We start from the raw sequence: 14,426 nt of genomic DNA on the forward strand, positions 1-14,426 counted from the left end.
AGCAAAATGAAAAGAGTAAGAATAGAGGAAGAATTAGAGATATTAACCTCTAACGTAGTTGAAATAATACCCGAAAATGGATTAGAAGAAAAGCTAAAAAAAGCAAGAGAAGAGGGCAGACCTTTAAGAGTTAAACTTGGAGCAGACCCATCTGCTCCAGATCTCCATTTAGGACATGCTGTAGTGCTTAGAAAATTGAAACAATTTCAAGATCTGGGACATCAGGTCGTATTCATCATTGGTGATTTTACCGCAAGAATAGGTGACCCATCAGGAAGATCAGAAGCAAGAAAACCTTTAACACCTGAACAAGTAAAGAAAAATGCTTTAACTTATCAAGAGCAGGTTGGAAAAATTCTGGATATATCAAAAGCTGAGATAAGATACCAAGAAGAATGGTTTGGGGGAATGAAGTTAGAAGATGTTTTAGTCCTTACATCTAAATATACCCTTGCCAGAATGTTAGAAAGGGATGATTTTGCTCAAAGATTCAAAGAACAAAGACCTATATTTTTACATGAGATCATGTATCCTCTCCTTCAAGCCTATGATTCTGTAGCTATAAAAGCAGATATAGAATTGGGAGGAACTGATCAAAAATTTAATCTAATAGTAGGAAGAGAAATACAAAGAGAGTATGGTTTAGAGCCTCAAGTAGCTATGCTTATGCCTATATTAGAGGGTTTAGACGGCAGACAGAAAATGAGCAAAAGTCTTGGAAATTATATAGGTCTTACAGAACCTCCAAATCAGATGTATGGTAAGGTAATGTCAATACCCGATGAATTAATAATAAGATATTTTGAACTTGCCACAGAACTATCTAAGGAGGAGATCAGAGAAATAGAAAGAAAAATGAAAGAAGGAATATTAAATCCAAGAGATGCAAAAGCAAGATTAGCAAGAGAAATTGTGAAGATTTATCATGGAGAAGAAGCAAGTATAAGAGCAGAAGAAGAATTTAATAGAATATTCCGTAACAAAGAACTCCCTGAGGAAGTACAAGAAGTAATAATTAATGAACCTAAAATCTGGATAGTAAAATTATTGACCTTAGTAGGTGCAGCAAAAAGTAATAGTGAGGCAAAAAGATTAATATCTCAAGGCGCTGTAGAAATTAATGGCACAAGAATTGAAGATATAAATACAGATATAGAAATTGATAAACCCTTTATCTTGAGGGTTGGAAAACACTTTTTTAGGAGGATTAAAAGAGAGTGAAAAGAAAAATAATCACCATAACTGTATTTTTAGGAAGCCTCGTAGTAATAACAACAGCAAAAATTATTGAAACTAATCTTTGGAATAAAAATTTGCATTTAAGACCTATAAAAGAAATCATTATTGTTGATGGAAATAAAAGACCTATAAAAGTAAGAACAAATGCTGGTTTTGTTTGGGAAGTTTTAGAAGAAAAAAATATTAAAGTATCGAAATATGATATTGTTAGTCCACCCGCTCGTACTCCTCTTACAGCCAGAATAAAGGAAATTCGCATCACAAGGGTAAAAGAAGAAACAGTCCAAAAAATTAGAATCATAGAACCCAAGATTATCTTAAAAGTTAAAGCTGGAAATATTTATAAAGAAGAAATTCTTCAACCAGGAAAGATTGGAAAAATCCAAGAAACATATAAAAGAAAATATATTAATGGAAAACTTGCAGAAGAAAAAAAACTATCCTCAAAAGAAATCCAAAAAATGACCCCTAAAGTAATAAATGTAATCTCTCCAGTACTCAAATATTTAAATCTAAAATCAGCAGAATATGAGGTAATAAAACCAATTACTGTAACTGCTACAGCTTATGAGCCTTGGACAGGAGGAGATGGAAATAATATAACTGCTCTTGGATGGAAGGCCATGAAAGGAATAATAGCAGTAGACCCAAGATATATTCCCTTACGAAGTACTTTTTATATTCCTAATTATGGATTTGCCATTGCAGGTGATACAGGGGGCTTAATAAAAGGATGGAAAGTGGACCTTTGTTATCCCACAGTTAGAGAGGTTATTAATTTTGGAAGAAGAAAAATCACTATTTATCTTTTAAAAAGAATATCTTAATGGAATTAACCGATAAAAGCACATTATTATCACTATTAAAGAAACATAACATATTTTTAAAAAAAAGCCTTGGTCAAAATTTTTTAATAAACCCTTATGTTTTAAAAAAAATAGTAGATCAATTAGGTATAACAAAGGAAGACACTATTTTAGAGATAGGATGCGGAGTAGGTACTCTTACTTTAGAACTTGCAAAAAGAGCAAAAGAAGTTATTGGAATTGAAGTAGATAAAAGATTTAAACCCATATTAGAGGAACTTTTAAAAGATTATAACATCAAACTTATCTTTGAGGATGTGTTAAAAGTAGATCTTAAAAAGATTATAACGCAACCCTATAAACTAACCGGAAATCTCCCCTATTATATCTCAGGATCTTTTTTAGGAGAATACTTGAAAAAAGGACCTTATGCCCAGATAATGGTACTCATGCTTCAAAAAGAAATGTTTGAAAGAATAACTTCGAAAGCAGGCTCTAAAAAATATAGTCCTTTATCTATCCTTTTAAGTTTAAACTACAAATATGAATTAATAACAAAAGTCTCCCCTGATTCATTTTTTCCACCACCAGAAATTGAATCAGTAGTCATAAAACTCATATATTCTCCTACACCTTATAATATTTTAGATAAGGATCTTTTTTATAACATATTAAGGATAGGCTTTACCCAAAGAAGAAAATATCTTATTAACAATCTACAAAGGTATTTACCTCAGATTGAATGGAAAGCTTTATTTAAAGATTTAAACATAGATTTAAAAGCAAGAGCAGAAGAGATACCACCAGAAATGTTTATCGAACTTGCTAATAAGGTGAAAAACTATGAAAATTAAACTGTTAACTTTTGCCAAGCTTACCCTTATTCTTGATGTAATTGATAAAAGGACTGACGGATATCATAATGTTAAAATACTCCTACATAACATAAATCTGAGTGATTTTATGAGTATCAATTTAATTCCATATCCCTATTTTATTTTAGAAACTAATCTCCATATACCCCCAAAAGAAAATTTAATATATAAGGGTTATAAAGCCTTTATAAAAGAGACAGGAATAAAAATCGGATGCAAAATCTTTCTTCATAAAAGAATACCAAAAGAAGCAGGGCTTGGAGGTGGAAGTTCTAATGCAGCAGGTATAATATACGGATTAAATATACTTACCAAAGCAAATCTTTCCTTAGAAGAAATGGCCAATATAGGAAAATTTTTGGGATCAGATATACCTTTCTTCTTTTATGGGGGATCCTCTGTTGCTGAGGGAAGAGGTGAAATAATTAAAAAAATTAAACATCAAAGATTAAAATTCCTTTTAATCTTTCCACCTTTTGGAATAAGCACTAAAGAGGTATACTCAAAAATCTCTAAAGATCTATTAGGAAATCATATAGATTTTGAACAAAAGGTTTCAGAATATACCAATGGAATCTACATTAAACCATATAATTTTTTAGAAAAAATAACCTTTAATATGTATCCAGAACTTGCTATGATTAAGAAAGAAATAGAGAAAGTCACTGAATATGTTTCCATGACAGGATCAGGTTCAACCATTTTTGTAATGTTAAAAGATAAAGAAGAGGCTAAAAAAATCTTGGAAAGACTAAACAAATATATAGAAAAAGGGTATAAAATAAAATTGGTAGATTCAGCAGAACAAGGAATCAAAATCTTAAGATAAAAGGAGTGTTTTAAATGATAGGATTAAAAGATGTTGAGACCTCAAGGATGAGGATTTTACCCTATATCCACAAAACCCCCCTAACCTACTCCCAAAGTTTCAGTGATCTTACAGGTAAAGATATCTATTTAAAGTTTGAAAATCTTCAAAAAACAGGTTCCTTTAAAATAAGAGGAGCTATGAACTACATATCCCAATTAAAAGACAAAAAAATAAACGGTATAGTTACCGCTTCCGCTGGAAATCATGCCCAGGGAGTGGCATATGCTGGAAAACTTTTTAACATTAAAACTATTATCGTAATGCCTGAAAATACACCACTAATTAAGATTATAACCACGAAAAGTTATGGGGCTTATGTTATTCTTCATGGGAAAATATATGACGAGTCTTATTCCTATGCCAAAAGTATTGCAGAAGCTGAAAAAATGGAATTTATTCCAGCCTTTGATGATGAAAAAATAATAGCAGGACAAGGAACTATTGGTTTAGAAATTTTAGAAGATCTTGAAGATATAGACGCAGTAATAGTACCTGTTGGAGGAGGTGGCCTTTCTGCAGGCATTTGCATAGCTATAAAAGAAAAAAATCCAAAAATAAAAGTTTATGGAGTACAATCTATAGCTTTTCCTTATTTTTATGAGAAATTTAAAAATACAAAAATAGAAAATAAACCTTCTCAAACCATAGCAGAAGGGATAGCAGTCAAAAAAACTGGTGAAATTACTTATTCTATATTGGAAAAATATTTAGATGATGTCTTTGTCGTTGATGAAGAAAAAATTGCTCAAGCTATATTACTCTTTCTGGAAAGAGCAAAAACACTGGTTGAAGGAGCTGGAGCAACCACTCTTGCTGTTTTATTAGAATATGGGAATTTTATTCCTGAAAAGAAAATAGTACTCATATTAAGTGGAGGAAACATTGATGTAACCCTCCTCTCAAAAATAATCGAATACGGACTTATCGAAACTGGAAGACTGGTACATATGATAGTAAAATTGCCTGATTTACCAGGACATCTTTCAAGAGTGATAAATGTAATATCAGAAGAAAAAGCAAATATAATAACAATTCATCAAGATCCATCCTTACCTTTATTTCCTAAAATAGAGAGTACTGTAGAATTTACCTTAGAGACAAAAAACCCCGACCAAATTAGAAGAATTTTTGATAAAATAAGAGGAATAGGATACGATGTTGAAATCTTAGAAAAAGGAGGTTTAAAGAAAAGTGAATGACTTATTACAAATGTTAAAAGAGATCACAGAAGCCAGTGGTGTTTCAGGATATGAAAAGGAAATAAGAGAGGTAGTTAAAAAATATCTTAGAGATTATGCAAGTTTAGAAGAAGATCGCTTAGGAAGTCTTATCTTTAAGAAAGAGGGACAAAACCCTTATCCCAAGGTTATGCTTGCTGCCCATATGGATGAAATTGGTTTTATGGTAAAGAGTATTACCACAAATGGATATATAAAATTCTTACCTCTTGGTGGTTGGTGGGATCAAGTGTTACTTTCTCAAAGAGTAGTTATACATACTCAAAAAGGACCTGTTATCGGAGTAATCGGATCAAAACCACCTCATATTCTTACAGAAGAAGAAAGAAAAAAAGTTGTAGAAAAGAAAGATATGTATATAGATGTAGGGGCTAAGAGCGAAGAAGAAGCTTTAAATATGGGAATAAGACCAGGAGATCCTATAACTCCAAAAAGTGATTTTACTATTATGAATAATCCTGATTTGCTTATTGCAAAGGCATGGGATGATAGAGTTGGTTGTGCATTAATGATCGAAATTATTAAAGAACTAAAAAGTATAAATCATCCCAACACTGTATTCGGTGTAGCCACAGTACAAGAAGAAGTTGGTCTTAGAGGAGCAGTAACTTCTTCTTATGTAATAAATCCTGATGTTGCCATAGTCTTAGAATCGGATATAGCTACCGATATGCCAGGCACAGAAGAGGAAAAAAAGGTATTTTTAGGAAAAGGACCTTCCATTATACTTTATGATGCTACCATGATCCCTAATATCAATCTAAGAAGAATTTTTATTGAAACTGCGGAAAAATTAAATATTTCAATCCAATTTTCAGCCTTAGAAAAAGGTGGTACTGATGGAGGAAGAATTCATATTCATGCTAAAGGTGTACCTTCCATAGTAATTGGTGTCCCAGCAAGATATATTCATTCCCATACAAGCATAATAAATATTCAAGATTTCCTAAATGCAAAAAGACTTATATTAGAAGTAATAAAAAGATTAGATAAAGAAATTGTAGAAAATTTATGAGAAAAAGAGCCATATCCCTTCTATCAGGTGGATTAGATAGTATACTAGCAACATGGCTTATCCTTCAACAGGGGGTAGAAATAATCGGAATATCTTTTTCTACCCCCTTTTTTGATACAGAAAAAGCCAAAAAAGCTGCTGAATTTCTCAATATCCCTTTGGAAATTATTGATGTGACTGATGAATTTATACCTATATTATTAAACCCAAGATATGGTTATGGAAAAAACATGAATCCTTGTATTGACTGTCATGCTTTTATGATAAAAAAAGCAAAAGAACTACTTAAAAAATATAATGCTGATTTCATTGTGACAGGTGAAGTTTTGGGAGAAAGACCCATGTCCCAAAATAAACAATCCTTAAAAATTGTAGAAAAATACTCTGAGGCAGAGGACATATTACTTAGACCATTATCAGCAAAAATACTTCCCCCAACAAAACCTGAAAGAGAAGGCTTAATAGATCGAAGCAAATTATTAGATATAAAGGGCAGATCAAGAAAAATACAACTTGATCTTGCAAAAAGAATAGGATTAAAAGAAATTCCAACTCCTGCTGGTGGTTGTCTCCTCACAGAACCTAATTTCTCAAGGAGACTTAAAGATCTTATAGAACATCAAAAACTCATCTCAAAAAGAGATTTAGAACTTTTAAAATTGGGTAGACACTTTAGAATTGATGAGGTAAAAATCATTGTAGGGAAAAACAAAGAAGAAAACGAAAAATTGTTAGAATTAGCAAATCATGAAGATATAATTATAAAAGCAGAAGAACCGTCTCCCATAGTACTAATACCCCAGAAAATAGAAAATGAAATAATTTTAGAAATAGCAGGAAAAATTGCAGGATATTATAGCGATCATAGAAATAAAGAAAAGGTAATAATAAAAATAAAACATGGAGAAAAGGAAAAAGAGTCAGAAATAGAACCATATAATAAAGAAAATTTTCCTTATAAACCTATATAGATTATGAAGGAAAAAATTCAATTGATTCTTTCTCATAACTACTTAGATTTTGATGCCTTATCCTCTCTCTATGCTGCAAAAAAACTATACCCAAAAGCCATAGCTTATACAAGCAAAAGCATGGAGAGAAAAGTTTATGAATTCTATTTATTATACAAGGATATCCTTAGGTTTCAAGAAAACTACGAGTATATTATTTCAAACAAAGACAATATAGAAAAGATCATATTAGTAGATAACCATTACGTAAACAGAATAGATAAAAATATTCAAGAAATATTCAAAGAAGGAAATTATATTATAGAAATTTACGACCATCATGAAAGTGGAGACATAAAAGGAAATACTGAAATCATAGAAAGAACTGGGTCCACCACCACCATATTAGTAGAAAAACTAATAGAAAATAAAATTCCTATAGATCCCATAGAAGCTACCATATTTCTAATTGGAATTTACCAGGATACAGGGAATTTTACCTTTGCAAATACTACTCCAAAAGATTTAAAAATAGCCAGCATTCTTTTAGAAAGAGGTGCTGATTTAAACATCATAAACTATTATTTACACGAAAAATTAACCGACGAGCAAAAAGAATTTCTTGATGAACTTTTACAGAACTCAAAAGAGGAAATTATAAGAGGTTATAAGGTTGTTATAAGCAAGTTAAAAAAGGAAAAATATATAGAAGGTCTCTCTATATTGGCTCATAAAGTTTTGGATGAAAAAGAAGGAGATATTCTTTTCATATTACTTCAAGTAAAGGAAAAAATTTATGTATTAGGAAGAACAAGACTTCCCAACATCGATCTTAGAGATATCTTGAAAGAATTTAATCCGGGAGGACATAAAAGTGCTACTACTGTAGTACTGAATAGCAATAGCATAGAGCTTGACGACCTTGAAAATTTTTTAAAAGAAAGATTACTAATTTCTTTACCTAAAGATTTTACTGCAAAAGATATAATGTCCTATCCAGTAGTCACAATAACATCAGATACAAGCATTCGTGAGGCCTTCAGAATAATGATGAAATATGGTTATGGTGGATTATGTGTTGAGGAAAATGGCAAGCTTATAGGAATTATAAGTAGAAGAGATGTAGAAAAAGCAATAAATTTAAAACTAACAAAAAGAAAGGTCAAATCTTTTATGTCAAAACCAGTAATAACTGTCACACCTGAAACATCTATCTCTGAAATAGAAAGAATTTTAGTAGAAAAAAATATCGGAAGAGTTCCTGTAGTAGAAAATGGCAAGATAGTAGGAATTATTACAAGACAAGATATATTAAAGTTTAGATTTTTGAAATCACAAACTTATGCACCTTTAGGAAGTATATTTCAGATCCAAGAAGAGAAAATAAAAAATTCGCCTTGGAAAGAGATTTTAGAAGAATTGAGAAATTTGACATCACAGTATAACATTTCTATTTATGCCATTGGAGGTTTTGTAAGGGATCTTTTATTGGGAATACCTAATTACGATCTTGATCTAGTAGTAGAAGGAGATATAAATATCGTTATATCAAAAATAATGGATAAATGGACTGGAAAAGTGAAAGTTCATGATGAATTTGGAACATCCGAAATTGTCATAGATGGAAAGAGAATAGATATCGCTACTGCAAGAACTGAATATTATGAGGAACCTGGAAGCCTCCCAAAGGTAGAGAGAAGTTCTTTTTGGTTAGACTTAAAAAGAAGAGATTTCACGATAAATGCTTTAGCAATGAGTTTAAATGAAGAAAATTTTGGAGAAATCATAGATCTTTATGGGGGATTAGAAGATCTTACAAGAAAAGAATTAAGAGTTCTCCATAATTTAAGTTTTATAGAAGATCCAACAAGAATTCTTAGAGGAATAAGATTAGAAGTAAGACTTTCCTTTTCCTTTGAAGAAAAAACATTTTCATTATTGAAAGAAGCCATAGAGCATGGATTTCTTAAAAAGATTGGAAAAGAAAGATTAAGAGAAGAAATAATTCTAATCTTAAACGAAAAAGAACCAGTAAAAGTATTGAGAAGATTGGAAGAATTAAATGCTATAAACCAAATATTTCCAATTAAAAATCTTCCAAAGAATATAGAGAAAACACTTGATATTTTAAGAAAAGAGTATCCTGAAAATTATAAAATTCAAGTCTTAGATATAATTTCAAATGCCGACGAAAAAGATGGCACAATATGGTTAGAAGAATTACATTTTTCTAAAAAAACCATATATTATTTCTCTATACTGAAAAGATACATGGAAAAAGAGATACTTAATGAAAAAGACATTCTTTTCCTCTATGAACTTCCAATACACATATTACTTCTTATTTCTGTCAATGCAAAAAGAAAAAAAGAAATTCTTAGAATAAAACTTCTAAAAGAGAAAAAAGTACCATATATAACTGGAGAAGAACTACTTAGCCTTGGTATTAGAGGAAGAAAAATAGGAGAAACTCTAAAATTATTATTTTTGAAACATTTTAATAATGAGATAAAAGATAAACATGATGAAATAAAACTTATAAATGAAATTATAAACCAAGCTCCTCAATAGGATCCTTTAAAATTTCTCCATTAAATTTATAAACACTGCATAGCCTCTTTGCAGAACCAAACCCTGTTAATATTTCATAAGGAATAGTATTCGAAAGAATAGAAAGTTCTTGAGCATCTATTATTTTATCTCCTTCCTTTCCCATAATTGTTACCAAATCACCCGCTTTTATATCCTTATCCGTAACATTTACTGTAAATTGATCCATTGATATCCTTCCTACAACTTTAAAAAAATCACCTTTTATTATAACTTTAGCCTTATTTGATAGTTCTCTTCTATATCCATCAGCATATCCTATAGGAATAAGTGCCAAAACCATATTTTTTTGTGTAATATATGTATGTCCATAACCTATTCCCCATCCTGCAGGTACCTCTTTTATTAAAGTAACCCTCGCTTTGACTTCCATAACTGGCTTTAATTTCTTATCTCCATATCCATACAAAGAGATACCAGGTCTTACAGCTTGATAATGTAGTTCTGGAAAATTAAAAATTCCCCCTGTATTGGATACATGAAAATATATGTCATCATGATAATTTTTTAGATCATTATATATTTTCTGGCAAAGGTCCTTTTGAAATATATTATAAGGATCCTTTTTGTTTTCTGGAGTAGAAAGATGTGTAGACAAAGCCTCTAAATATAGTTCAGGATATTTACTTAATATATCCTTTATTTTATCTATATCAGTAGGAAGTATACCTTCTCTGCCCATGCCTGTATCTATAGCAAGATGAAATTTTAATCTCTTTCCTAATTTCTTAGCGTATTTACCAAGTTCCTCTAAGAAAAACAAATCCGAAACTAATGGAATAAGATTAAATTCAAAAAAATAAGGAATAGAATAATAAAGCTGGGGAGATAAAATTAATATCTCCCCAGTTATACCTATGTTTCTTAACTCAATTCCTTCTTCTATGTGAGCAACAGCAAATTTTTTAATTCCCTCTTTTTGCAAGAATCTTGATACTACTTTTGCTCCATGCCCATAAGCATCAGCTTTAACTACAGCTATTATTTCAACTTTTTCTCCTACTTTTTCTTTTATAATCTTTAAATTATTTAAAAGAGCAGATAAATCAATTTCTCTCCAAGCCAATTTATTTTCCATTTATGATTCCTTTAATCTTAACAACCTAAAGAAATTTCCTCTTTCTAGTTCTTCTAACTTAACTGTAATAAGTTTTATGGTTTCCTCAATTTGAGGAATCAATTTATATTCTAAGGCATTAACTCTTCTCTTGGTCCTCTCTATCTCTTGAAGAAGAGAAAGAATATATCTTTCTTTATTAGCTAAAGCCACTAATTCATCTAACAATTCAGACCATAAACGTGAAAGCTCGTCTAAATCAGCAGGAGTTTCTATCAAGCTATAAGATGGAAAATAAAGGTTAGAAATTGATAGTTCCTTAACAGGAATATTCATCTTCTTTTCATATTTTTGGTACAAAAGACTTTTTCCATCATTCATAAATACAAGTAAATCCCATATAGGCCCAGAAGTTTTTATATATACAATACCTCCGAGAGCCAAGAATTCTAAAAATTTCTCCTCTGTAAGTTCTCTTAAAGTTCTATAGCTTTGTATCTCTTCCATAAATCTTTGGATCAAACCTTCTAATTTATCTTCCAACAATTTATGCCCTCTCCTCGCAATAGCAAGTCTTTTTTTAAGTCTTAAAAGTTCCATTCGGTTAGGATTAACTCTAAGAGGCATCTTCCTTCCCCCAGAATTCATCAAGATATTCAGGTCTCACTCTCTTGAGACTGGATCTTGGCAATTTTCTAAGTAGCTTCCAACCTAAATCTAAGGTCTCAAATATACTTCTATTTTCATATTCACCTTGTCTTATAAATTTATCCTCAAATTCCTCTGCAAATTCTAAAAACTGCAAATCCTCTTCAGTAAGGGCTGCTTCTCCTAAAACTACCGCTAACTCTTTAGCCTCTAATCCACGTGAGTAGGCGGCATAAAGCTGGTTAGAAAGATCACCATGATCTTTTCTTGTTCTTCCTTCTCCTATTCCACCTCTCATAAGCCTTGATAAAGATTGAAGAACATCTATAGGTGGATAAATTCCTCTTCTGTAAAGTTCTCTACTTAGGAATATCTGACCCTCCGTAATATAACCTGTGAGATCTGGTATAGGGTGAGTTCTATCATCTTCTGGCATGGTAAGAATAGGTAGTAGAGTGATAGATCCTTTCTTACCTTTAATTCTTCCTGCCCTTTCATATAATGTGGCAAGATCTGTATAAAGGTAACCTGGATAACCTCTTCTTCCTGGGACTTCTTTTCTTGCAGCTGATACCTCTCTTAATGCTTCTGCATAATTGGTCATATCACTTAATATGACTAAAACATGCATGTCTAAGTCAAAAGCTAAATATTCAGCACAGGTTAACGCAAATCTTGGGGTTGCAATTCTTTCTATAACTGGATCATTGGCAAGATTTATAAAAAGAACACTTCTTTCAAGAGCTCCCGTTTCTTTAAAGTTTTCTATAAAGAAATTAGCTTCTTCAAAAGTAATACCCATAGCTCCAAAAACTACTGCGAATTTTTCTTCCTCATTCAAGAGTCTTGCTTGTCTCGCTATTTGTGCCGCTAATGTAGCATGGGGTAGTCCAGATCCTGAAAATATAGGAATTTTCTGTCCACGTACAATAGTATTCATTCCATCTATCGCAGAGATACCAGTTTGAATAAATTCCGATGGATAGGCTCGAGAATAAGGATTAATTGGACTACCATTTATATCCATCCTCTTATGAGGAATGATCTCAGGACCACCGTCTCTTGGACGCCCCAGACCATCAAAAGTTCTTCCAAGGAGAGAAGGAGAAAGATTTATTTCAAGAACGTGCCCCAAAAACTTAATTCTCATACCTTTTAAAGATAAATCTTGTGTGCTTGCAAACATCTGCACTAAAGCAGCACCTTCTTGAGCTTCGAGAACTTGCCCCTGTCTTATTTCTCCATTAGAAAGCTTTACTTCAACAACCTCTCCATATTTGACATTTTCTATATTCTCCACCAAAACTAAAGGTCCACTTATTTTTGATACAGAGGTATATTCTTTAAGCATATTCCTTTGTCCCCTCCTTTATACCACGCAACTTCTGAGCAACCTCAAAAAGTAGATCTTCTAACTCCTTCCTCCTATCCTCTGGTATAAATTTCATTCGGGCTATCTTTTCCCTTTCTGGCATTCTTAAAATATCCTCTAAAGGATAACCTTCTTCTATTAACTTTAAAGCTACATTATGAAAATTCATTATGTTTTTAAGCATAAGATATTGCTTATACAATGAAGTATAGGTGTCAACCTCATGAAGTGCATTTTGATGTAAGAAATCTTCTCTTATAGATCTTGCCGTTTCTAAAGTTAATCTATCTTGAGGTGATAAAGCTTCCATTCCTACTAATCTTACAATATCTTGAAGTTCCGCTTCTCTTTGTAGAATTGCCATAGCTTTTTGCCTTAATTCATAATAATCTTCAGCTATTTTTTCTCTCCAATACTTACTAACAGGCTCCAAATATAAAGAATAACTTACAAGCCAATCTACTGCAGGAAAATGTCTACTAAAGGCAAGTCTTGCATCTAGTCCCCAGAATACTTTAGCAACTCTCAATGTGGCCTGTACAACAGGATCAGATAAGTCTCCCCCAGGAGGAGACACGGCTCCTATAATACTTACTGAACCTATCTTTTCATCTTTTCCTAAACATCTTACTAAGCCTGCTCTTTCATAAAATCCTGCTACTCGAGAGGCTAAATAAGCAGGATAACCTTCTTCTCCTGGCATTTCTCCAAGTCTTCCAGAAATCTCTCTCATTGCTTCTGCCCAACGTGATGTGGAATCAGCCATTAATGCTACATGATATCCCATATCTCTAAAGTATTCTGCTATTGTAATACCTGTAAATACAGAAGCCTCTCTTGCTGCTACTGGCATATTAGATGTATTTGCTATGAGAATTGTTCTTTCCATTAATGGTTTTCCTGTTCGAGGATCTTTTAACTCAGGAAATTCTATCAACACTTCGGTCATCTCATTCCCTCTTTCACCACAACCAATATAAACTACAACTTCTGCATCTGCCCATTTAGCTAATTGGTGCTGAATAATTGTCTTTCCACTTCCAAAAGGTCCAGGAACACAAGCGGTACCACCTTTTACCAATGGAAAGAAAGTATCCAATACCCTCTGTCCTGTTATCAAAGGTATTTGAGGAGGAAGCTTTTCTTTAACAGGTCTCTGGTATCTTACTGGCCATTTATGCATTAACTTTAATTCTACTTTATCCCCATTCTCTTCCTCTAATATTCCTATAGTATCATCTACCGTAAAACTACCATTTTTAATTTCTAAAATTTTCCCTTTTAGCTTAGGAGGAACTAAAATTCTATGTTGTAATGCTGATGTTTCTTGCACAACTCCTAATATATCTCCACCTTCCACATAATCCCCTACCTTGACTCTTGCCTCAAAATTCCACTTTTTGTTTCTATCTAAGGCTGGGAAAGAAAGTCCTCTACTTAAAAAATCTCCACTAATTTCGGCCAATCTATTTAATGGCCTTTGGATTCCATCATAAATCTGACCAATAATTCCAGGTCCCAGTTCAACAGAAAGAGGCTCACCTAATGCATATACGGGCTCTCCTGGTCCTATCCCTTGAGTTTCTTCATATACTTGAATATATACTAAATCATTATCCAAACCAATAATTTCACCAAAAAGCTCTAAGTTTCCTACCCTTACCATCTCATACATCTTAACATTTGCAAGCCCTTTCGCTACAACTAAAGGACCTGCAACTCTAACTATCTTTCCTTCCATATTA

At 32.1% G+C, this 14,426-nt stretch carries 12 protein-coding genes; 8 read left to right on the forward strand and 4 right to left on the reverse strand.

The window, feature by feature from the left end:
* Positions 1-6 precede the first annotated feature (6 nt).
* Genes tyrS through ACY3JM_RS07925 form a run of 8 tightly spaced genes read left to right on the forward strand, consistent with a single transcriptional unit; the run spans position 7 to position 9,565 of the window.
* Entirely contained in the window at positions 7-1,221 is a 1,215-nt protein-coding gene (gene tyrS / locus ACY3JM_RS07890; RefSeq protein WP_463083549.1) for a tyrosine--tRNA ligase, read from the forward strand.
* On the forward strand, positions 1,218-2,066 hold the full coding sequence (locus ACY3JM_RS07895; RefSeq protein WP_463083548.1) for a 3D domain-containing protein: 849 nt from the start codon (positions 1,218-1,220) through the stop codon (positions 2,064-2,066). The genes tyrS and ACY3JM_RS07895 overlap by 4 nt, the downstream gene beginning before the upstream one ends.
* Positions 2,066-2,899: a 16S rRNA (adenine(1518)-N(6)/adenine(1519)-N(6))-dimethyltransferase RsmA gene (gene rsmA, locus ACY3JM_RS07900; protein WP_463083547.1), complete on the forward strand. Its 834-nt coding sequence runs from the start codon at positions 2,066-2,068 to the stop codon at positions 2,897-2,899. Before ACY3JM_RS07895 ends, rsmA begins: the two co-directional genes overlap by 1 nt.
* The gene (gene ispE / locus ACY3JM_RS07905; RefSeq protein WP_463111246.1) at positions 2,889-3,749 is read left to right on the forward strand and encodes a 4-(cytidine 5'-diphospho)-2-C-methyl-D-erythritol kinase; all 861 of its coding nucleotides are present in this window, start codon (positions 2,889-2,891) and stop codon (positions 3,747-3,749) included. The genes rsmA and ispE overlap by 11 nt, the downstream gene beginning before the upstream one ends.
* A 14-nt stretch (positions 3,750-3,763) precedes the next feature.
* Positions 3,764-4,990: a threonine ammonia-lyase gene (ilvA, locus tag ACY3JM_RS07910; protein ID WP_463083545.1), complete on the forward strand. Its 1,227-nt coding sequence runs from the start codon at positions 3,764-3,766 to the stop codon at positions 4,988-4,990.
* A 10-nt stretch (positions 4,991-5,000) separates the two neighbouring features.
* Positions 5,001-6,044 carry a M42 family metallopeptidase gene (locus ACY3JM_RS07915; protein ID WP_463083623.1) on the forward strand — a complete coding sequence of 348 codons (1,044 nt, stop codon included), beginning with the start codon at positions 5,001-5,003 and terminating at the stop codon, positions 6,042-6,044.
* A complete protein-coding gene (locus ACY3JM_RS07920; RefSeq protein ID WP_463111247.1) occupies positions 6,041-7,015 on the forward strand; it encodes a tRNA 4-thiouridine(8) synthase ThiI in 975 nt (324 codons plus the stop codon). Before ACY3JM_RS07915 ends, ACY3JM_RS07920 begins: the two co-directional genes overlap by 4 nt.
* A 3-nt stretch (positions 7,016-7,018) precedes the next feature.
* Complete coding sequence (locus ACY3JM_RS07925; protein WP_463083543.1) at positions 7,019-9,565, forward strand: CBS domain-containing protein; 2,547 nt, start codon at positions 7,019-7,021, stop codon at positions 9,563-9,565.
* On the opposite strand, the gene alr is transcribed toward ACY3JM_RS07925, so the two are convergent.
* The 4 genes from alr to ACY3JM_RS07945 are packed head-to-tail and all read right to left on the reverse strand — an operon-like array spanning position 9,543 to position 14,422.
* Positions 9,543-10,682, reverse strand: a complete 1,140-nt coding sequence (gene alr / locus ACY3JM_RS07930) for an alanine racemase (RefSeq protein ID WP_463083542.1) — start codon at positions 10,680-10,682, stop codon at positions 9,543-9,545. The two genes, ACY3JM_RS07925 and alr, sit on opposite strands and share 23 nt — an antisense overlap.
* Positions 10,683-11,288, reverse strand: coding sequence for a V-type ATP synthase subunit D (locus tag ACY3JM_RS07935; RefSeq protein WP_463083541.1), 606 nt, complete (start codon positions 11,286-11,288; stop codon positions 10,683-10,685).
* Positions 11,278-12,660 carry a V-type ATP synthase subunit B gene (locus tag ACY3JM_RS07940; RefSeq protein WP_463083540.1) on the reverse strand — a complete coding sequence of 461 codons (1,383 nt, stop codon included), beginning with the start codon at positions 12,658-12,660 and terminating at the stop codon, positions 11,278-11,280. Before ACY3JM_RS07940 ends, ACY3JM_RS07935 begins: the two co-directional genes overlap by 11 nt.
* Positions 12,653-14,422 carry a V-type ATP synthase subunit A gene (locus tag ACY3JM_RS07945; RefSeq protein WP_463083539.1) on the reverse strand — a complete coding sequence of 590 codons (1,770 nt, stop codon included), beginning with the start codon at positions 14,420-14,422 and terminating at the stop codon, positions 12,653-12,655. The genes ACY3JM_RS07940 and ACY3JM_RS07945 overlap by 8 nt, the downstream gene beginning before the upstream one ends.
* Positions 14,423-14,426 lie beyond the last annotated feature (4 nt).

The sequence above is a fragment of the Dictyoglomus sp. SSW genome (assembly GCF_055181335.1).

Excerpts from the sequence above, each read along its gene's own strand:
- ilvA (WP_463083545.1), top strand. The coding sequence starts at position 3,764 with ATGATAGGATTAAAAGATGTTGAGACCTCAAGGATGAGGATTTTACCC.
- ACY3JM_RS07920 (WP_463111247.1), top strand. The coding sequence starts at position 6,041 with ATGAGAAAAAGAGCCATATCCCTTCTATCAGGTGGATTAGATAGTATA.
- rsmA (WP_463083547.1), top strand. The coding sequence starts at position 2,066 with ATGGAATTAACCGATAAAAGCACATTATTATCACTATTAAAGAAACAT.
- ispE (WP_463111246.1), top strand. The coding sequence starts at position 2,889 with ATGAAAATTAAACTGTTAACTTTTGCCAAGCTTACCCTTATTCTTGAT.
- ACY3JM_RS07945 (WP_463083539.1), bottom strand. The coding sequence starts at position 14,422 with ATGGAAGGAAAGATAGTTAGAGTTGCAGGTCCTTTAGTTGTAGCGAAA.
- ACY3JM_RS07935 (WP_463083541.1), bottom strand. The coding sequence starts at position 11,288 with ATGCCTCTTAGAGTTAATCCTAACCGAATGGAACTTTTAAGACTTAAA.
- ACY3JM_RS07915 (WP_463083623.1), top strand. The coding sequence starts at position 5,001 with ATGTTAAAAGAGATCACAGAAGCCAGTGGTGTTTCAGGATATGAAAAG.
- ACY3JM_RS07940 (WP_463083540.1), bottom strand. The coding sequence starts at position 12,660 with ATGCTTAAAGAATATACCTCTGTATCAAAAATAAGTGGACCTTTAGTT.
- ACY3JM_RS07925 (WP_463083543.1), top strand. The coding sequence starts at position 7,019 with ATGAAGGAAAAAATTCAATTGATTCTTTCTCATAACTACTTAGATTTT.
- tyrS (WP_463083549.1), top strand. The coding sequence starts at position 7 with ATGAAAAGAGTAAGAATAGAGGAAGAATTAGAGATATTAACCTCTAAC.
- alr (WP_463083542.1), bottom strand. The coding sequence starts at position 10,682 with ATGGAAAATAAATTGGCTTGGAGAGAAATTGATTTATCTGCTCTTTTA.